General features: G+C 75.1%; 16 protein-coding genes. 12 read left to right on the top strand and 4 right to left on the bottom strand.

All coding sequences use genetic code 11. The annotated features are described in order from the left end of the window. Position 1: 1 nt before the first annotated feature. The 8 genes from ACU610_RS12990 (at position 2) to ACU610_RS12955 (ending at position 9,483) form a co-directional block, all read left to right on the top strand. On the top strand, positions 2–2,251 hold the full coding sequence (locus ACU610_RS12990; RefSeq protein WP_446768126.1) for a TRAP transporter permease: 2,250 nt from the start codon (positions 2–4) through the stop codon (positions 2,249–2,251). Beyond that, the gene (locus ACU610_RS12985) at positions 2,248–3,099 is read left to right on the top strand and encodes a DUF6282 family protein (protein WP_446768125.1); all 852 of its coding nucleotides are present in this window, start codon (positions 2,248–2,250) and stop codon (positions 3,097–3,099) included. Before ACU610_RS12990 ends, ACU610_RS12985 begins: the two co-directional genes overlap by 4 nt. After that, positions 3,096–5,294 (top strand): Ldh family oxidoreductase, encoded by a 2,199-nt coding sequence (locus tag ACU610_RS12980; RefSeq protein WP_446768124.1) that lies wholly within the window; start codon positions 3,096–3,098, stop codon positions 5,292–5,294. Before ACU610_RS12985 ends, ACU610_RS12980 begins: the two co-directional genes overlap by 4 nt. Further along, a complete protein-coding gene (locus tag ACU610_RS12975) occupies positions 5,287–6,621 on the top strand; it encodes an MFS transporter (protein WP_446768123.1) in 1,335 nt (444 codons plus the stop codon). The genes ACU610_RS12980 and ACU610_RS12975 overlap by 8 nt, the downstream gene beginning before the upstream one ends. Then, the gene (locus tag ACU610_RS12970) at positions 6,618–7,301 is read left to right on the top strand and encodes an RraA family protein (RefSeq protein ID WP_446768122.1); all 684 of its coding nucleotides are present in this window, start codon (positions 6,618–6,620) and stop codon (positions 7,299–7,301) included. Before ACU610_RS12975 ends, ACU610_RS12970 begins: the two co-directional genes overlap by 4 nt. After that, a complete protein-coding gene (locus ACU610_RS12965; RefSeq protein WP_446768121.1) occupies positions 7,298–8,179 on the top strand; it encodes a DUF1932 domain-containing protein in 882 nt (293 codons plus the stop codon). Before ACU610_RS12970 ends, ACU610_RS12965 begins: the two co-directional genes overlap by 4 nt. A gap of 69 nt (positions 8,180–8,248) precedes the next feature. Continuing rightward, positions 8,249–8,686, top strand: coding sequence for a hypothetical protein (locus ACU610_RS12960; RefSeq protein ID WP_446768120.1), 438 nt, complete (start codon positions 8,249–8,251; stop codon positions 8,684–8,686). 74 nt (positions 8,687–8,760) lie between these two features. Then, positions 8,761–9,483: an MBL fold metallo-hydrolase gene (locus ACU610_RS12955; RefSeq protein WP_446768119.1), complete on the top strand. Its 723-nt coding sequence runs from the start codon at positions 8,761–8,763 to the stop codon at positions 9,481–9,483. Positions 9,484–9,498: 15 nt separating this feature from the next. Here the strand turns inward: ACU610_RS12955 and ACU610_RS12950 are convergent, their stop codons facing one another. Continuing rightward, a complete protein-coding gene (locus ACU610_RS12950; protein WP_446768118.1) occupies positions 9,499–10,725 on the bottom strand; it encodes an MFS transporter in 1,227 nt (408 codons plus the stop codon). Between the two features lie 10 nt (positions 10,726–10,735). After that, positions 10,736–11,947 carry an L-2-hydroxyglutarate oxidase gene (gene lhgO, locus ACU610_RS12945; protein ID WP_446768117.1) on the bottom strand — a complete coding sequence of 404 codons (1,212 nt, stop codon included), beginning with the start codon at positions 11,945–11,947 and terminating at the stop codon, positions 10,736–10,738. A gap of 140 nt (positions 11,948–12,087) precedes the next feature. Here lhgO and ACU610_RS12940 point away from each other — a divergent pair, with 140 nt between their 5' ends. The 4 genes from ACU610_RS12940 to ACU610_RS12925 all read left to right on the top strand — a co-directional run bounded on the left by ACU610_RS12940 (position 12,088) and on the right by ACU610_RS12925 (position 15,507). Continuing rightward, entirely contained in the window at positions 12,088–12,975 is an 888-nt protein-coding gene (locus ACU610_RS12940; protein ID WP_446768116.1) for a dihydrodipicolinate synthase family protein, read from the top strand. A 71-nt stretch (positions 12,976–13,046) separates the two neighbouring features. Further along, positions 13,047–13,901: a fumarylacetoacetate hydrolase family protein gene (locus ACU610_RS12935; protein WP_446768115.1), complete on the top strand. Its 855-nt coding sequence runs from the start codon at positions 13,047–13,049 to the stop codon at positions 13,899–13,901. A gap of 41 nt (positions 13,902–13,942) precedes the next feature. Further along, positions 13,943–14,731 carry an SDR family oxidoreductase gene (locus ACU610_RS12930; RefSeq protein ID WP_446768114.1) on the top strand — a complete coding sequence of 263 codons (789 nt, stop codon included), beginning with the start codon at positions 13,943–13,945 and terminating at the stop codon, positions 14,729–14,731. After that, on the top strand, positions 14,731–15,507 hold the full coding sequence (locus ACU610_RS12925; protein WP_446768113.1) for a fumarylacetoacetate hydrolase family protein: 777 nt from the start codon (positions 14,731–14,733) through the stop codon (positions 15,505–15,507). The genes ACU610_RS12930 and ACU610_RS12925 overlap by 1 nt, the downstream gene beginning before the upstream one ends. Before the next feature lie 628 nt (positions 15,508–16,135). On the opposite strand, the gene ACU610_RS12920 is transcribed toward ACU610_RS12925, so the two are convergent. Together ACU610_RS12920 and ACU610_RS12915 are read right to left on the bottom strand one after the other, a co-directional pair. Continuing rightward, entirely contained in the window at positions 16,136–17,452 is a 1,317-nt protein-coding gene (locus ACU610_RS12920; protein ID WP_446768112.1) for a citrate synthase, read from the bottom strand. A gap of 66 nt (positions 17,453–17,518) precedes the next feature. Then, positions 17,519–18,355 (bottom strand): IclR family transcriptional regulator, encoded by an 837-nt coding sequence (locus ACU610_RS12915; protein ID WP_446768111.1) that lies wholly within the window; start codon positions 18,353–18,355, stop codon positions 17,519–17,521. Positions 18,356–18,489 lie beyond the last annotated feature (134 nt).

Genomic DNA, 18,489 nt, shown 5'->3' with positions numbered 1-18,489 from the left:
GATGAAGCTGCCAGGCCGCACACGGACCCTTCCGGCCGAGGACGAGCAGGCCCCGGCCGAGCACCGGCACGACAGCGTCCACAAGGCCGCCCACCACGCCGCGCACCGGCAGGGCGGCATCGTGGACGTCGCCACCCTCGACAAGCGCCCCGACGCCGAACCGCTCGACGATCCCGACCGGATCGACGAGGAGGCGCTGATCGCCGAGTTCGAGGCCGAGAAGCCGGCGCGCCACCTCACCGGATGGCCGAGCTGGGTCACCTCGGTGGTCGGTGTCGGGCTGTCGGTGTTCGCCCTCTACTGGGTGTTCAACCCGATGCCGCGGCAGGTGTACCTGCCGCTGTTCCTCTCCGTCGGCCTGTTCCTGACCTTCCTCACCTACCGCGGCTGGCCGCGGTCGGAGAAGGCCAGGAAGGCGGGCAGGCCCGACCGCCCGAACGTCCTCGACTGGCTGCTGGCCCTGGTCTCGCTCATGCCCGGCGTCTACATGGTGGCGGACTGGCAGGGCTTCTTCCGGCGCGCGATCCTGCCGACCGACACCGACCTGCTCATCGGCACGCTGCTCATCCTGCTGTGCCTGGAGGCGGCGCGGCGCACCGTCGGCGTCCTGGTCCCGATCGTGGTCCTGCTCTTCATCGCCTCGGCGTACTGGGGCTCGTTCCTGCCGTCGCCGTTCACCACCGCCAACTTCGGCTGGCCGCGGCTGGTGGGGCACAACGTCATGGGCACGCAGGGCATCTTCGGCACGCCGCTGGAGGTCGCCGCGACCTACATCATCCTGTTCACGATCTACGGCGCCGTCCTGGCCGCGTCCGGCGCCACCCGCTTCTTCATCGACCTGTCCTTCGCCGCCTTCGGGCAGTCGCCGGCCGGACCCGGCCGCACGGTGACCCTGTCGGGCTTCCTGCTGGGCACGGTGTCCGGCTCGGGTGTCGCGACGACCGTGACCCTCGGTGGCATCTCCTGGCCGCTGCTGAAGCGGGCTGGCTACCCCGCCGAGGCCGGCGGTGGCGTGCTCGCGGCCGCCGGCATCGGCGCGATCATGTCGCCGCCCACCCTGGGCGCGGCGGCGTTCATCATCGCCGAGCTGCTGCAGGTCTCCTACCTCGAGGTGCTGATCTGGGCGACGATCCCGACGATCCTGTACTACCTCGGGATCATCCTGGCGATCGAGATGGACGCCCGGCGGCACAAGACGCACACCGTCGCCATCGAGACCCGGTCGCCGTGGAAGCTGCTCCTCCGCTTCGGCTACCACTTCTCGTCGCTGGCCGCGATCGTGTTCTTCCTGGTGCTCGGCTACACGCCGTTCCGCGCGGTCGTCTACGCCACCGTGCTGGCCTTCCTGCTCAGCTTCCTCGAGCGGCGGTCCTGGATCACGCCCCGGCGGATGTGGTCGGCGCTGGCGCAGGGCGCGACCGGTGCGCTCTCGGTCATCCCGGTCATGGCCGTCGCCGGCATCATCGTCGGCGTCATGACCCTGACCGGGCTGGCCCTGCGGCTGGCCGGGATCATCGTCGACTTCTCCAACGGCAACGTCGTGCTCACCGCGCTGTTCTCGGCCGCGGTCGTCGTCCTGCTGGGGCTGGCGGTGCCGGTGACGGCGAGCTTCATCATCTCGTTCGTCGTCATCTCGCCGGCGCTGCAGCAGGTGGGCGTCGAGCCGTTCGCCGCGGCGATGTTCATCTTCTACTACGCGGTGCTCAGCGAGGTCTCCCCGCCGACGGCGCTCTCCCCGTTCGCCGCCGCGGCGATCACCGGCGGCAAGCCGGTGAAGACCATGTGGCTGACGTGGAAGTACACGCTGCCGGCGTTCCTCGTGCCGTTCATCTTCGTGCTCTCCCCGCGCGGCGTCGGGCTGCTCTTCGAGGGCGGCGCCGAGACGGTGGCGATCGCCTTCGTCACCTCCGTCTTCGCCGTCGCCTCGCTGGCGGTGGTCACCGGCGCCTGGCTGTTCGGCCCGGCACGGGTCCCCGAGCGGCTGCTGTTCCTGGTCGCCGCGATCGCGCTGCTGGTCATGACGCCGGTGTTCATCGCCGTCGGCGCGGCGTTCATGGTCGCCGGCGTGCTCGTGCACCTGGTCACCCGCCGCCGGAACCGGGCGGAGGACGCGGGTGGCGGCGACCGGGACGCCGCGCCGACGGCCGGGCAGGACGCGCCCGGCGGTGCGCCGACGGTGGCCTCGCGGCCGGCGTCGTCCCCCGTCGGCAGCACCCCGGCGCCGGTGGACCGGCCGCGGACGGAGCGGTGAGCCCCCGGCTCATCAGCGGCGTCGCCGACCTGCACGTGCACGGGGCCCCGAGCCTCGTGCCGCGGCACGGCCTCGACCACGAGGTCGTCGGCGCGCACGCGCAGGTCGGGGTCGACCTCGCCGTCCTCAAGGCGCACGAGGGGTCGACGGCCGAGCGGGCGGCGCTGGCCCGCGAGCGGGCGGAGACGGACGGCGTCGAGGTGGTCGGCGGCATCGTGCTCAACTCGCCGGTCGGCGGGGCCAACCCCGACGCGGTCGAGGTCGCCGCCCGGCTCGGCGGGCGCGTGGTGTGGATGCCGACGGTCTCCGCTCCCGCGCACGTCGCCTCGGCGGCCCGTCCCGAGCTGTCGGTGCACCGGACGCTGTCCTTCCGGCAGGTCGACGTCGTCGACGAGGACGGCGCGCTGCTGCCCGCGTGGCAGGAGGTGCTCGACGTGGTCGCCGCGGCCGACCTGGTGCTGGCCTCGGGTCACCTCACCTGCGCGGAGGCGCTGGTGCTCTTCCGCGCCGCCCACACCGCCGGGGTGCGCCGGATGCTGCTCAACCACCCGCGCATGCCGTTCCTGCAGTGGGACGACGCCGCCGCACCGGAGCTTGCCCGCCTCGGCGTGGTGCTGGAGCTGGGCATCCTCCCCGATCTCCTCACCCCCGACGGGCCGCGGTCGACCACGCTCGGCGAGGTCTACCCGCACGACCAGCTGGCCTTCGGTGGCGACCTCGGCCACGCCGAGCACCCGACGATGGCCGAGGCGCTGCCCGGCTGGCTGGCCGAGCTGGAGGCCTGCCTGGGCGAGGCGGACACCGAGCGGGCGCTGACGACGGTCGGCCGCGAGCTGGTGCTGCGGTGATCCGGGTCGCGCTCCTGCCGGGGGACGGCGTCGGCGCGGAGGTGCTCGACGGGCCGGCGCGGCTGCTGCACCGGCTGGCCGAGCAGGGGGTGGTCGAGGTGACCGGTCCCTGGCCGGTCGGCGCCCGGGCCGCCGCGGCGACCGGCGACGTCCTGCCCGCGGAGACGCTCGCCGCCTGCGACGCCGCCGACGCGCTCCTGCTCGGCGCGGTGGGGGAGGACCCGCGCGTGCCGGCCGAGGTGTGCCCGCGCCCGGAGGCGGCGCTGCACCGGCTGCGGGAGCGCTACGACCTGCGCGTCTCGGTCCGCGACATCCCGTTCCCCGACGGCCGGGAGCTCACCGTCGTCCGCAACCTCATCGGCGGCTCCTACGGCGGCGCCGACGACCGCCTGCTCCGGCCCGACGGCAGCGAGGCCGCCGACGTGCTGCGGCTGACCCGGGAGCGGGTGGCCGAGGTCGTGCACCTGGCCTGCGACGAGCTGGAGCGGCGGGGCGGCGGACGGCTCGTCTCGGTGGACAAGGCCAACCTCTACGCCACCGGCCGGCTCTGGCGGCAGGTCGCCACCGAGGTCGCCCGCGAGCGGGGCGTGGCCGTCGAGCACCGCTACGTCGACCGGGCGGCCTTCGAGCTGGGCTCCGGGGCCGAGGTCCCCGACGTCCTGGTGACCGAGGGGCTGCTCGGCGACGTCCTGTCCGACCTCGCCGCGGGCCGGGCCGGCTCCCCGGCGCTGTGCGGCTCGGCCTCGGTCCACCCCGGGGAGCCCGCGCGCGGCCGCTGCGTCGGGCTGTTCGAGCCGGCGCACGGCTCGGCGCCGCGGCGGGCGCTGCGCGACGAGGTCGACCCGCTCGGTGGCTTCCTCGCGCTGGCGGCCCTGCTCCGGCACTTCCCCGCGACCCGGGAGGCCGGGGACCGGGTGCGGGCCGCGGTCGACGTGGTGCTGCGCTCGGGCCCGTGGACCTACGACCTGGCGCCGGAGGGCGTGGCGGCGGCGTCGACCCGGGAGGTGGCCGACGCGGTCCTCGCCGCATTCGGGTCGGGGGAGTCGTCGACCGCCGCGTCCCCGTCCGCCGAGCCGGCCGGGGTCGAGGCCGTGGAGGTGCTCGAGGAACCGGCGGTGCGCGTGCCCGCCGACGTCCTGGAGGCGTGGACGGTCGAGGTGCTCGAGGCCGTCGGGGTCCGACCGTCCCATGCCCGCGACACCGCGCGGGTGCTCGCCTACGCCGACCTGTCGGGCATCGACTCGCACGGCATCGCCCGGCTGCCCGCCTACGTCGGCGCGATCGGCACCGGCGTCATCGCCGTCGACGGCGAGCCGAGCGTGCACTCCGACGGTGGCGCGGTCGCGCTGGTCGACGGCCACAACCTGCTCGGGCACCCGGTCACCACCCTCGCGTTCGACGAGGCGGTCCAGCGGGCGCGGCGGTACGGCGTCGGCTGGGTCAACGTGCGCGGCAGCAGCCACCACGGCGCCAGCGGCTGCTACGTGTACGACGCGGCGAGGCTCGGACTGGTGGGGCTGGCGGCGACCAACACCGGGCCGATCGTCGCGCCCACCGGCGCGATGCGGCCCTACCTCGGCACCAACCCGCTGGCGCTGGGGATGCCGGTGGCCGGCGAGGAGCCGATCGTCTTCGACATGGCGACCTCCGCGGTCGCCGGCGGCAAGTTCGAGATCGCCCTGCGCCTGGGCAAGCCGGTACCGCTCGGCTGGGGCCTCACGCCGGAGGGGCAGGACACCACCGACCCCGGCGCGGTCTACCCGGGCAAGGGCGCGCTGCTGCCCCTGGGCAGCGACCGCGAGCGGTCCAGTCACAAGGGCTACGGGCTGGGTCTGCTGGTCGAGCTGCTGACCGCGGTCCTGGCCGGCGGGCCGACCGGGCCCGGAGTCGGCAACCTGACGTTCCGGTCCGGTGCCCGGCCGCCGGACACCAGCCACCTGGTCGTGGTCCTCGACCCGGCGCGGTTGGGCGATCCGGAGGCCATCGGCGACGGCGCGGCCCGGCTGCTCGCCGGGCTGCGGGCGCTGGCCCCGGTCGACCCGGAGCTGCCGGTCCGGACGCCGGGACAGCGGGCCGCCGCCGAGCGCGCCCTGCGCCGCGCGCACGGCGTCCCGCTGGACGCCGAGACCCACCGGGCGCTGCAGGCGCTGGCGGGGCAGGTGGACCGTCCGCTGGGAGGAACCGCGCGTGGGTGACCCGGCCGGGGACGCCGACGCCGACCCGGTCGAACCCGGCCGGCGCCGCGCGGCCGGGGCCCGGCGCGCCCGGTCCCCGGCGGCGGTCCGCGCCGTCCTGCAGGCGGTGGCCGTCTCGGTGCTCGGGGTGCTGCCGGCCTTCCTCGTCGGCGCGCTCGCCGTGCAGATCCGCGCCGACCTCGACGTCGGCCTCGGGCTGTTCGGGCTCGCCGCCGCGACCCTGTTCACCGTCTCCGGCGGCCTGGCCCGCCCCGGTGGCCGGCTGGTGCAGCGGCTGGGCTCCCGGCGCGGCGCCGCCCTGGCCGCGGCGCTGGCCACCACCTCGCTCACCGTCATCGCCCTCGCCGGCTCGCCGGCCGCGCTGGTGGCCGGGCTGGCCGTCGGCGGGCTGGCCAACGCCGTGGCCCAGCCGTCGGCGAACGCCGTGGTGTCCGAGCTGGTCACCGAGCAGCGGCTCGGCGTCGCCTTCGGCGTCAAGCAGTCCTCGATCCCCGCCGCGACGCTGCTGGGCGGTCTGGCCGTGCCCGGGGTGGCGCTGGTCCTCGGCTGGCGGTGGGCGGTCGCCGGCGCCGTCGCCCTGGCCGTCGTCCTGCTGCTGGCCTCGCTGGCCGGCGGACGGGACGCCGGGCGGCGGGGCGCCGCAGCTCCCCGCCCGCCGGCCGCACCGGACCGGGGACTGCCCCGCGGCGGGCTCGTGGTGCTCACCCTCGGCGGCTTCCTCGGCTCGGCCGCGGCCACCCCGACCGGGGTCTTCCTCGTCGACTCCGCGGTCGCCGCGGGCGTGGGCGCGGGACCGGCCGGGCTGCTCTTCGCGGGCTGCTCGGCGCTCGGCCTGGTCAGCCGGGTCGGCTTCGGGTGGTGGGCCGACCGGCACCCCGGGCGCAGCGCCTACCTGTTCATCGCCAACCTGCTCACGCTCGGCACCCTCGGGTACGCCCTGCTGGCCGCGGGCCCCGTGCCGGCCGTCGTCGTCGGCGGGGCGCTGGCCTACGGCGCCGGCTGGGCGTGGACCGGGCTGTTCCACTTCGCGGTCATCCGCGACAACCGGGGTGCCGCCGCGTCGGTCACCGGGTTCGTGCAGACCGGGCTGTCGCTGGGCGCCGCCTCCGGGCCGCTGCTGTTCGGCGTCGTCGCGCAGACCGCCTCCTACGACGCCGCGTGGCTCACCGCCGCGGCGCTGAGCCTCGCCGGCGCGGTCACCGTCCGGGTCAGCCGCCAGATGGTGCGCCGCTCGCGCGGGCTGCCGGTGAGCGGGCGGCGGCCGCCGTTTCTCCCCGCCCGCACGCACCCGCCCGCCCCGTCCCCCGAGGAGGAGTTGCACCGATGAGCACCTGCCGGCTGCACCCGCGCGGCCCGAGCCCCGACCCGGCCCTGCTGGACCGGTGCCGGGCACTGCCGACGAGCATCCTGTCCGACAGCATGGCGCGCACCGGCGGCGTCTGCGGCGTGCACCCGGTGCCCGGTGGGCGCTGGCCGCGGGTCGCCGGCCCCGCGCTGACCGTGCGCACCCGCCCCGGCGACAACCTCGTCGTCCACCGGGCCCTCGACCTCGCCCGGCCGGGGGACGTGCTCGTGGTCGACGGCGGCGGTGCGCTGGACCGGGCGGTGCTCGGTGAACTCATGGCCCGGTACGCCGCCGCCCGGGGGCTGGTCGCGCTGGTCGTCGACGGTGCCGTGCGCGACGTCGAGGGGCTGGCCGCGGGCGCCCTCCCGGTCTTCGCGCGCGGCGTCAACCACGTCGGCCCGTACAAGGACGGCCCCGGGGAGATCGGCGGCCCGGTGCACGCCGGGGGCACGGTGGTGCGGGCCGGTGACGTCGTGGTCGGTGACACCGACGGCGTGGTGGTCCTGCCGCACGAGCGGGCCGCGGAGGTCGTCGCGGCCGGCGAGGAGCAGGCGCGGGCCGAGGAGGTGGCGTTCGCGCAGATCGCCGCCGGCACCTGGGACCGCTCGTGGGTGGCGGCCGCGCTGACCGAGGTGCGGGCCGGTGCGGAGGCGGCCTCGTGAGCACCCGGTGGGGGCTGGTCGGCTTCGGCGAGGCCGGCCGGGTCATCGGCGGCGCGCTGGCCGCCTCCGGAGCCGACCTGGCGGTGCACGACCGCCTGCTCGGCGACCCGGAGCGCGGCCCGGGGCTGGCCGAGGCGGTCCGCGCGGCCGGGGCACGGCCCGTCCCCGACGCGGCGGGGCTCGCCGACCGCGACGTCGTCCTGTCGCTGGTCACCCCGGCCACCGCGCTGGCCGCGGCCGAGGGGTTCGCGGCCGCCGCCCGGGACGGCGTCCTCTACGTCGACCTGAACTCCACCGCGCCGCAGGTCAAGGAGGCGGTGGCCGCCGCGCTGCCCACCGCACGGGTCGTCGACGGGGTGATGACCGGCGGCGGCATCCGGCTCGACGGCCGCCGCATCCCTATCTCGCTGGCCGGCCGGGACGCCGGCGAGACGGCCCGCCTGCTCTGCGGCGCCGGCCTGACCGCGACCGTCGTCGGCGAGCGGGTGGGCGCCGCCGCGGCGCTGAAGATGCTGCGCAGCGTCGTGGTCAAGGGCCTGGAGGGGCTCTGGACCGAGGCGCTGCTGGCGGCGGCGGAGCTCGACGTCGTGGAGCCGCTGCTGGCCATGGTCGAGGAGACACTGGACCGCTGGCCGACCCGCGACTTCGCCACGATGCTCGTCACCACCCACGTCGGGCACGCCGGTCGCCGGCAGGTGGAGGCGCGGATGGTGCGCGACACCGTCGCCGGCACCGGGGTGGAGCCGCTGATGTCGGCCGCGCTGGTGGCCCGCCAGGAGCGCACCGCGCGCGGGCTGGAACGGGCCGGACGGCGGCCGGGGGAGGTGCCTGCGACGCTGGCCGAGGCCCTGGAGGTGCTGCGCTCCCTCCCCGGCTGAGCCCGGAACCGTCGTACCCCTCCGGCAGGGTGGTGGCGACACCCGACACGGAGTCCCGGAGGGAACGCGGTGATCCTCGAGCCCCGGGCTGCCGACCTCGACCTCGCCGACCTGGAGACCGCCCTGCTGCGCGCTGCGGTCGGCGACTACTCGGCCGAGGCGGCGGTCCTCCTCCTGGCCAACGCCGGGCACTGGCTGCCGCAGCTGCAGGCAGCGGGCCTGGTCTGTCTGCTCGACGACGTCGACGGCGAGGGGCTCTGGGCGCACGTCGCCTGGCCCGAGGTCGACGCCGCGCTGCGCGCCGGCACCATCGGCGGCAGCGGGAGCCAGCTGCGCCTGCTGCGCGCCGCCGCCTCGCTCGCCGACGGTCAGCCGGTCGACCTCGGCGACCTCGCCGCCGGCCTCGACCGCGCCGCTCTCGGGCTGCTGCTGGCCGCCGTCGCCCACGCCGGGGGCAGCCACGGTGACGACCAGGCGCCGCTGGCCGCCTGGCCCGTGCGCGGCTGACCCTGCCCCGCCCGGCTGTCTCCCCTCGGCGAACACGGGCGCGGAACCCGCGTGCCGCGGTCCAGGATCAGGACGTGGACGTGGGGGTGGACGACGTGGACGTGGACATGGACGAGGTGGTCCCTGGCCTGCACCTGCTGCGGCTGCCCGTCGCCAACGCCTACCTGTGGCAGGACGGGGACGGCGCGACCCTGATCGACACGGGCCCGCCGGGCAGCGGCGCTGCCGTCGCTGCCGCCCTGGAGTTCCTCGGCCTGGCGCGGCAGGACCTGCGCCGCGTCGTGCTGACCCACTTCCACGACGACCACGCCGGCTCGGCGGCGGAGATCGCCGCGTGGGCAGGGGCACGGGTGGTCGTGGGACGCGCGGACGCCGCGTTCGTGCGCGGGGACGTCCCCGGCCCCCCGCCGGTGTTCACCGCGGCGGAGCAGGCGCTGCACGCCGTCGTCGCCGCCGGCCTGGAGCCGGCGCCCGGTTGCCGCGTGGACGAGGAGGTCGACGACGGGGACGTCCTGGACCTCGCCGGCGGTGCGGTGGTCCTCGGCGTGCCGGGCCACACCCCGGGCAGCATCGCCCTGCACCTGCCCCGGCACGGAGTGCTCATCACCGGCGACACCGTCGCCGAGCACCAGGGCCAGGTGGTGCTCGGCCCCTTCAACACCGACCGTGCCGGCGCCTGGGCGTCCCTGCAGCGGCTCGCGGCGCTCGACGTCGAGGCCGCCTGCTTCGGCCACGGCGAACCGGTCCTCGGCGACGCCGCCGCAGCTCTGCGCCGGGCCACCGACCCCTTCGCCTGAGCAGCGGGCCCGCGCTCAGGCCCGCGCGGCGGCCCGGCGCCGTCGATGGGCGGCCACGAGCGCGGGGCGCTCGCGCAGCAGCAGGTGCCGGCCGAGCACGACGACCAGCCCGGCGACGACGGCGAGGGCGGCGGTCGCGGTCCAGGCGACGGCGTAGGAGCTCACCGAGAGCAGCCCGCCGAAGGCCAGCGGCCCGAGCGCGGCACCCAGGCCCATGCCGCCCTGGGTGATCGACGTGGCCTGGGCGGCCATGCCGTGGTGCATCCGGGTGACCGCGTAGGTGGACAGCCCGGCCCACGCCCAGCCGGTGCAGTAGCCGACCACCGCGCCGACGGCGATGAGCGCCTCGACGCCGGTGCCGAGCAGTGCGTAGGACAGGCCGCCCACGGACATCTGCCCGGCGACGACGAGCAGCCAGCGGGTGCGCACGCGGTCGGCCAGCCACCCGACGAGCACGCGGGCCAGCGCGCCGGTCCCGCTGGCCACCGCGGCGAGCACGCCGGCGGTCGCGGGGGCGATGCCCCCGGCGACGGCGGTGGTGACGAAGAAGGAGCCCAGCGCGTTGCCGGTGCCGGCACCGAGCGCGATCCCGGCGGCGAGCACGTACAGCGGCGCGCGACGGAACGGCCCGGCCGCCTCCGACGGCGGCGACGACGACCCCGCCGACCCCAGCCGCCGCTGGCCCGGTACGGAGAGGACCACGAGCAGCGCCAGGACGGCGCCGATGCCGAACGCCGTCCGCCAGCCCAGCGGGATGGCGACCAGCGGGACCGCCACGCCGGCCAGCAGCGTCGAGAGCGGGATCGCCGCCTGCTTGAGGCCGTAGGCCAGGCCCTGCCGGCCGGGGGACACCGAGCGGGCGATGAGGTCGTTGCTCGCCGGCTGCCCGATGCCGTTGCCCCACCCGGCGAGGACCAGCGCGGCGACGAGGACGGCGGGATCGCGGGCGGCCAGCGCGACGACGAGCATCGCGGCCGCCGCGGTGAGCCCGGCGAGGCGCACGACCGGCACGGTGCCCAGCCGCCGCACCATCGCCCCTGCCGAGAGCGCCGCGACGGCGGAGGTTGCGAAGAACGCGGCGACCAGCAGGCCGAGCAGGGACGGGCCGACGCCGAGGTCGGCGCGCACCTGCACCCACAGCACGCCGACGAGGTAGGCCGGGAGCACGCCGGCGGTGGTCACCGTGACCGCCGCGGTCGCCGCGCGGGCCGGACCCGCGGGCCGCCCCCGGCCGCCGCTCACCGGATCCGGCTCACGGCCGGCCGTCCTCGGCCAGCAGCACGCCGACGAGGTGCTCGGCGATCGCCAGCGACGACGTGGCGGCGGGGGAGGGCGCGTTGCGCACGGCCACCACGGCGCCCCGCCGGGAGATGCGGAAGTCGTCGACCAGGCTGCCGTCGGACTCCAGTGCCTGCGCCCGGATCCCCGCGGCCGCCGGCACCATGTCCTCGACGGTCAGCTCGGGCACGTAGCGGCGGGCGGCGGCGGTGTAGGCCCGCTTGGACAGCGACCCGCGCATCTCCGCCAGGCCGGTGCGCCAGTGCTGTCGGGCGAAGCGCCGGAACCCGGGGAAGCGGGCGATCGCGGCCAGCTCGGCGGGGGAGACGTCGCGCCACCGGTAGCCCTCGCGGGCCAGCGCCAGGACGGCGTTGGGGCCGACCAGCACCTCGCCGTCCACCCGCGGGGTCAGGTGCACCCCGAGGAACGGGTACCGCGGGTCGGGCACCGGGTAGACCAGGCCGTTGACCAGCGTCCGCTTCTCCGGCGTCAGCGCGTAGTACTCCCCGCGGAAGGGGACGATCCGGGGGGAGTCGTCGTCCCCGGCCAGGCGGGCCAGCCGGTCGACCTGCAGGCCCGCGCAGAGCACCACCCGGTCGGCGACGACCTCCTCGCCGGACGTGCCGGCGACCACGACCTGCCCTCCGGTGGACCGGAAGGCGGCCACCTCGAAGCCGGTGCGCACGGTGGCCCCGGCCTTGCGGGCGTCCTCCGCGAGCTGCTCGGTGACCGCGACGTAGTCCACGATCGCGGTGGTCGGCGAGTGCAGCGCGGCGATGCCGGCGACGTGCGGCTCGAGCTCGCGCAGCTCCGCCCGGTCGATCACCCGGACGCCGGGGACGCCGTTGGCGCGGGCCCGCTCGGCGATCGCGGCCAGCCGCTCCTCCTCGGCGCCGTCGAGCGCCACGAGCACCTTGCCGATCTCGTCGTAGGGCAGCCCGCGCTCGGCGCAGAACTCCTTGAGCAGCGCGACCCCGCGGCGGCACAGCGTCGCCTTGAGCGAGCCGGGCTCGTAGTACAGGCCGGCGTGCACCACGCCCGAGTTGCGGCCGGTCTGGTGGGCGGCGAGCCGGTCCTCCTTCTCCAGGACCGTCACCTCGGCGTCGGGCCGCTCGGCGAGCAGCCGGCGGGCCACGGCCGTCCCGATGATCCCGCCTCCGACCACCGCGTATCGCTGGACCGGCATCGTCCTCCGTCCTCCTGGCCGCCCGCGACGCTGCGGGGGCGGGTGTGGTCCCGGTCATCGGCGGGCGGCTACGGTGCCGATGTGATCGCCGTCGCGCGCCGGACCCTCGGTTCCTGCTCTCCCCCGCAGAGTAGTTCCTGGTGACCGCCCTCACGGGTGTGCTGCCCATCACACTGACGCCCTTCACCGACGACGGCGAGGTCGACGAGGGCAGCATCGACAGCCTGGTCGAGGACTACCTCGGCGCCGGGGCGCACGGCCTGACCATCCTCGGCATCATGGGCGAGGCCGCCAAGCTCCTCGACGAGGAGCGCGAGCGGGTCCTGCGCCGCTACCTGCAGGCCACCGCCGGCCGGGTCCCGGTCGTCGCCGGGGTCTCGGCGCGGGCCACCAAGATGGCGCTCGACTACGCCCGCCGGGCCGAGGACGCCGGCGCCGCGGCCGTCATGCTCGCCCCGCCGGACAACACCCGGAACCTCGACCTGGTCTTCGAGCACTTCCGGATGGTCGCCGAGGCGGTGTCGGTACCGGTCGTCGTGCAGGACGAGCCGGTCAACACCGGGGTCGTCATGCCCGCGCCGTTCCTCGTCCGGCTGCTCGACGAGATCGAGGGCTGCCGCTACCTCAAGCTCGAGGAGACGCCGACGCTGCCGAAGATCACCGCGGTGACGCAGCGGGCCAAGGGGCCGGTCGGCGTCTTCGGCGGGCTCGGGGGGCTCTACCTGTACGAGGAGCTGCTCCGCGGCGCGGACGGCATCATGACCGGCTTCGGCTTCCCTCAGGTCCTGGTCGGCACCTACGAGCGGTTCGTCGCCGGCGACCGGGCCGGTGCGCAGGAGTTCTTCTTCCGGTACCTGCCGCTGATCCGCTACGAGGCCCAGCTCGGCGTCGGCGGGGTGACCATCCGCAAGCAGGTCTTCGCCCGCCGCGGCGCGATCGCCTCGCCGCACGCCCGCTTCCCGGCCCCGGCGGTCGACGAGCTCACCCTCGCCGAACTCGACGACCTCATCGCCGCCGTCGGCCTGTAGCCCCTGCTCCCACCCACTGCTCCGGCGCCGCGCTGCCGCGCGCCCGGGGCCGTCCGCGAGAGGACACGCCTGTGCGACTGACGACACTGCGACTGGACGGCGCGGAGCCGGGAGCGCTGGTGCGCCCCGGCGGTGCCGTGCCGCTGCCCACCCTCAACGAGCGCCGGGGCACCGACTGGCCGGAGACGGTGCTGGAGCTCCTCGAGCGTGGCCGGCTCGAGGAGCTGCGCGACTGGGTGGCCGGTCAGGACGCCGCCCGGCTCGACGAGCTCGTCGTGCCGCAGGAGCAGCTGGCGTACGCGCCGCTCTACCGCCGGCCGCGCAAGATCTGGGGCATCGGGCTGAACTACGTCGAGCACGCCGCGGACCTCTCGGAGAAGGCGCCCTCGACCGAGCCGGCCAGCTTCCTCAAGCCCGACACCGCCATCATCGGCCCCGGCGACCCGATCCGGATCCCGCCGCAGTCGCAGCGCACGACCGCCGAGGGCGAGCTGGGCGTGGTCATCGGCCGCGAGTGCAAGGACGTCGACGAGGCCGACGCCCCCTCGGTGGTCGCCGGCTTCACCACGATCGTCGACATGACCGCCGAGGACATCCTCGAGAAGAACCCGCGCTACCTCACCCGGTCCAAGAGCTTCGACACCTTCTTCAGCTTCGGGCCTGAGCTCGTGACCGTCGACGAGGTGGACGACGTCGACGCGCTGGAGGTGGCCACCATCCACAACGGGCAGGTGCACCGGCGCAACGTCGTCTCCAACATGACCTTCCGGCCGTGGTGGCTGGTGGCCTTCCACTCGCGGGTCATGACGCTGCTGCCCGGCGACGTCATCTCGACCGGCACGCCGGGGGCGGTGCACATCCGCTCCGGCGACACCGCCGGTGTGCAGATCACCGGCTTCCGCGAGCTCACCAACCCCGTGGCCTGAGCACTCCCACCGACCCCACAGACGACGACGGAGGACACCCGATGGACCTCGAACTGACCGGCCGGGTCGCCCTGGTCACCGCCGCTTCCAAGGGCCTGGGCCGCGCCAGCGCGATCCAGCTCGCCGCCGAGGGCGCGAGGGTGATGATCGCCAGCCGCGGTGAGGAGCAACTGGCGAAGACCGCGGCGGAGATCTCGGGGGCCACCGGCGCGCAGGTCGAGTACTGCGCCGCGGACGTCGCCGACGCCGCCGACCTGGCCCGGCTGGTGGAGGAGACGCAGCAGCGCCTCGGTCCGGTCGACGTGCTCGTGAACAACGCCGGGGGCCCGCCGCCGGGCGGGTTCGACGCGCTGGACGACGACAAGTGGTACCTGGCGCACGACCTGAACCTGATGAGCACGGTGCGTCTCTTCCGGGCGGTGCTGCCGCACATGCGCGAGCAGGGGTGGGGCCGGATCGTCACGATCGCGTCGTCGTCGATCAGGCAGCCGATCGAGAACCTGCTGCTGTCGAACACCTACCGGGTCGCGCTGCTGGGTCTGGCGAAGTCGCTCGCGATCGAGTTCGCGCCCGAGGGCGTGCTGATCAACACCGTCGGCCCCGGCCGGATCGCGACGGACCGCGTGGCCACCCTCGACGCCAACCGGGCGAAGCAGGCCGGGATCTCCGTGGAGGAGGCGCGGGCGCAGTCGGAGAAGGGCATCCCGCTGGGTCGTTACGGCACGGCCGCGGAGTTCGCGAAGGTCGTGGCCTTCCTCGCCTCCGGCGCCAACACCTACACGACCGGCCAGAACTTCCTGGTCGACGGCGGCATGGTCCGGGCCATCTGATGCGCATCGCCCGCTACACCCCGGCGGCCGGTGGCCCGGTGTCCCACGGCCTGGTGGAGGGGGAGGGGGACGACGCCCTCGTCGTTCGACTCGACGGCTCGCCCTTCGACGGGGTCCGGACGACGGGGGAGCGGACCCCGCTGTCGCAGGTGCGGCTCCTGGCCCCCGTCGAGCCCAGCAAGGTGCTGTGCCTCGGCCGCAACTACGCCGAGCACGCCAGGGAGCTGGGCAACGAGGTGCCGGAGATCCCGGTCGTGTTCGCCAAGTTTTCCACGTCGGTCGTCGGCCCGGACGCCGAGGTGCCCTATCCGCCGGACACGGAGAACCTGCACTTCGAGGGCGAGCTGGCGGTGGTCATCGGCACCGAGTGCACCCGGGTCCCGGCCGAGCGGGTGGCCGACGTCGTGCTCGGCTACACGGTCGCCAACGACCTCACGCTGCGGGACATGCAGCGGGCCGAGAAGCAGTGGACCCGCGCGAAGGGCTTCGACCGGTCCTGTCCGCTCGGCCCGTGGGTGGAGACCGACGTCGACCCGTCGGCGCTGTCCCTGCGGACCACGGTCAACGGCGAGGTGAAGCAGGACGGCACCACCGCGGACATGCTGCTCGACGTCGCCGCGTGCGTGTCGTGGGTCAGCCAGACGATGACGCTGCTGCCCGGGGACGTCGTGCTCACCGGCACCCCGGCCGGCGTCGGCCCGCTGCAGGCCGGCGACGAGGTGACCGTGAGCATCGAGGGCATCGGCTCGCTGTCGACGCGGATCGTCGGCGGCTGAGCACCGCGTCAGGACGGGCTCCCGGTCGGCGGTGGACCGTCCTCTGCGCCTGCTCTCCCCCTGCCCCGCATGGTGGGCAGGGGGAGAAGGAGGAGGGACCTCCTCACCGGCATCCTCAGCCCCTGCCCCGCATGGTGGGCAGGGGCTGAGGATCGGCGGAGCAGTGAGTGCGGGCTCGGCTCGGTCAGCCGCGTACCGGACGACCGCGGGCCCGGGCCCACAGCCGGGTCAGCGTCCCGCCCGAGCCCACCGGGCACCCCGAACGACCACCAAACCGGCGAGGGACACCGCGCACAGCGCCGCGGTGCCGGCAATGGCCGGGTTCACCCAGCCCGGCACCATGCATGCGCCTGATGGTGCCGAGGCCGACCGATGGGCAGCGGACGCCAACCAACGCTCGCAGCGGCGTTGCGGGCAGTGTCGCCCCTCGGTCCATGCGCAGACCGTCGTCCGCCGGGGAGCGGCAGGTGGCGCAGCGACACGCTCGCCGGATCCCGCGCCGCCGCTGCGAGCCGGCCGGTGCGGTCCCCTGGGGAGGTCGGCACCGGCCGGCCCGGCCGGGGTGAGAAGGGACCCCGTCCTCCCCACCCTCGGCGAGCTAGGGGCGGGAGCCGGGACGGGGCCGGGCTCAGCGCTGGTCGATGGGGACGAAGGCGCGTTCGGTGGCGCCGGTGTAGACCTGCCGCGGGCGGCCGATCTTGGTGGCCGGGTCGTTGATCATCTCCCGCCACTGGGCGATCCAGCCGGGCAGCCGGCCCAGGGCGAACAGCACGGTGAACATCCGGGTCGGAAAGCCCATCGCCCGATAGATCAGCCCGGTGTAGAAGTCCACGTTCGGATACAGCTTGCGCTCGACGAAGTAGTCATCGGACAGCGCGATCTCCTCCAGCTGCCGCGCCAGGTCCAGCAGCTCGTTGTTGCCGCCGAGCTTGGCCAGCACCTGGTCGGCGGTCTTCTTCACGATCGCCGCCCGCGGGTCGTAGTTCTTGTACACCCGGTGCCCGAAGCCCATCAGCTTCACGCCGGGCTCGCGGTTCTTCACCCGCGCCACGAACGCCGGGATGTCCCCGCCCTCGCGGGCGATGGACTCCAGCATCTCCAGCACCGACTGGTTGGCCCCGCCGTGCAGCGGCCCGAACAGCGCGTTGATCCCGGCCGACACCGAGGCGAACAGGTTGGCCTGCGAGGAGCCGACCAGCCGCACCGTGGACGTCGAGCAGTTCTGCTCGTGGTCGGCGTGCAGCACGAACAGCATGTCCAGCGCCGCGGCCAGCTCCGGGTCGACCTGGTAGGGCTCGGCGGGGAAGCCGAAGGTCATCCGCAGGAAGTTCTCCACCAGGCCCAGGGAGTTGTCCGGGTAGAGGAACGGCTGGCCGACCGACTTCTTGTAGGCGTAGGCGGCGATGGTGGGCAGCTTGGCCAGCAGCCGATGCGTGGAGATCTCCACCTGCTGGGGGTCGAAGGGGTCCAGGGAGTCCTGGTAGAAGGTGGACAGCGCGCTGACCGCGCTGGAGAGCACCGGCATCGGATGGGCATCGCGGGGAAAGCCCTTGAAGAACTGCTTGAGGTCCTCGTGCAGCAGGGTGTGCCGGCGCAGCCGGGAGTCGAAGTCGGCCAGCTGCGCGGCGGTGGGCAGCTCGCCGTAGATCAGCAGATAGCTGACCTCGACGAAGCTGGCGTGCTCGGCCAGCTGGTCGATCGGATAGCCGCGGTAGCGCAGGATGCCGGCGTCACCGTCGATGTAGGTGATCGCCGAGGTGCACGCGGCGGTGTTGACGAAGCCGATGTCCAGCGCGACCCGCCCGGTCGTCGCCAGCAGCTTGCCCGTGTCCAGTCCATCGGCCCCCTCGGTGGCCGGGACCACGGGCAGGGGCAGTTCTCCACCGGGGTGGCGCAGGGCCACCTCACCGTTGCCGGCCGCAGCCGCGCTCACACTCTCGCTCATGGTGTGGGGACGGTAGACCCCGTGGGAACCGACCGTTCGGCCGACCGGCGGTGGGCCCCCACGGGTTCACCGAGTCGTCACCCTCCCCTCGGCGCGCTCCACCGCGGTCCGGACGGCGACGGTCGTGGCCCCCATGACCTCCGAGACCTGCCAGGCGCAGTCGCGGACGCGCGCACCCAGCTGCTCGGCCCGGACGTCGTCCATGCGGACGGCCGGCACCGACAGGCCCAGTGCGCCGACGACGCTGCCCGTGTGGTCGAAGATCGGTGCGGCCACCGCCCTGATCCCCGAGGTGCGCTCGGCGTTCGAGCCCGCCCACCCGCGTGCCCGCGCCTCGGCGAGCTCGGCCCGGAGCGCCTCCGGGTCGGTGACGGTGTGCGGGGTGACCGCCTGGATCGGGCGGGACAGCCACCGCTCCTGACGGTCGAGCGGGAGCATGGAGAGGATCGCCTTGCCCGGCGCCCCGTGCGGCAGCGGGATGGGGACCCCGATGTCGGTGTAGGTGCGGCGCAGCTCCTGGTGGCTCTCCACCTGGTCGACGACGACCCGCTCCCCCGAGGGCAGCAGCTCGTGCAGGGCGACCGTCTCGTCGACCTCGTCGCGTAGCGCGGTCATCACCGGCAGGGCGGCGTCCCGCAGGGTCGTCGGGAGCGCGCCGCTGCGTGCGAGCTGGACCATCAGCGGCCCGAGCCCGTAGCGCCGGTCGCTGGTCTGCCGGACGAGGCGGTTGGCCTGCATGGCCGCCAACAGCCGGTGCGTGGTCGTGGTCGACAGGCCGGTGGCACGGGCGATCTCCGAGATGCCCAGCGTCGGGTGCCGTGCGTCGAAGCAGCGCAGGATCGCCACCGCACGGTCGATCGACTGCACGCCGCCGCGTGCGGCTCCGTTGCCCTGGTCTGTCACGTCGCTCTCCGCTCTGCTCCCCGGGCTGGGCCGCTCCGGCCGTGGCGAAACCAGCATGACGGGTGTCTTGACGCTATGGCGTCGATCACTCTACGGTCATCCCACTAAACGGAACTCTATCCCATAATGCGGGA

Source organism: Geodermatophilus sp. URMC 61, from assembly GCF_052931555.1.
Note: the sequence above shows the minus strand (reverse complement) of the source record. Positions and strands in the feature narration are given on the sequence as shown.

Excerpts from the sequence above, each read along its gene's own strand:
- ACU610_RS12990 (WP_446768126.1), top strand. The coding sequence starts at position 2 with ATGAAGCTGCCAGGCCGCACACGGACCCTTCCGGCCGAGGACGAGCAG.
- ACU610_RS12970 (WP_446768122.1), top strand. The coding sequence starts at position 6,618 with ATGAGCACCTGCCGGCTGCACCCGCGCGGCCCGAGCCCCGACCCGGCC.
- lhgO (WP_446768117.1), bottom strand. The coding sequence starts at position 11,947 with ATGCCGGTCCAGCGATACGCGGTGGTCGGAGGCGGGATCATCGGGACG.
- ACU610_RS12930 (WP_446768114.1), top strand. The coding sequence starts at position 13,943 with ATGGACCTCGAACTGACCGGCCGGGTCGCCCTGGTCACCGCCGCTTCC.
- ACU610_RS12925 (WP_446768113.1), top strand. The coding sequence starts at position 14,731 with ATGCGCATCGCCCGCTACACCCCGGCGGCCGGTGGCCCGGTGTCCCAC.
- ACU610_RS12920 (WP_446768112.1), bottom strand. The coding sequence starts at position 17,452 with ATGAGCGAGAGTGTGAGCGCGGCTGCGGCCGGCAACGGTGAGGTGGCC.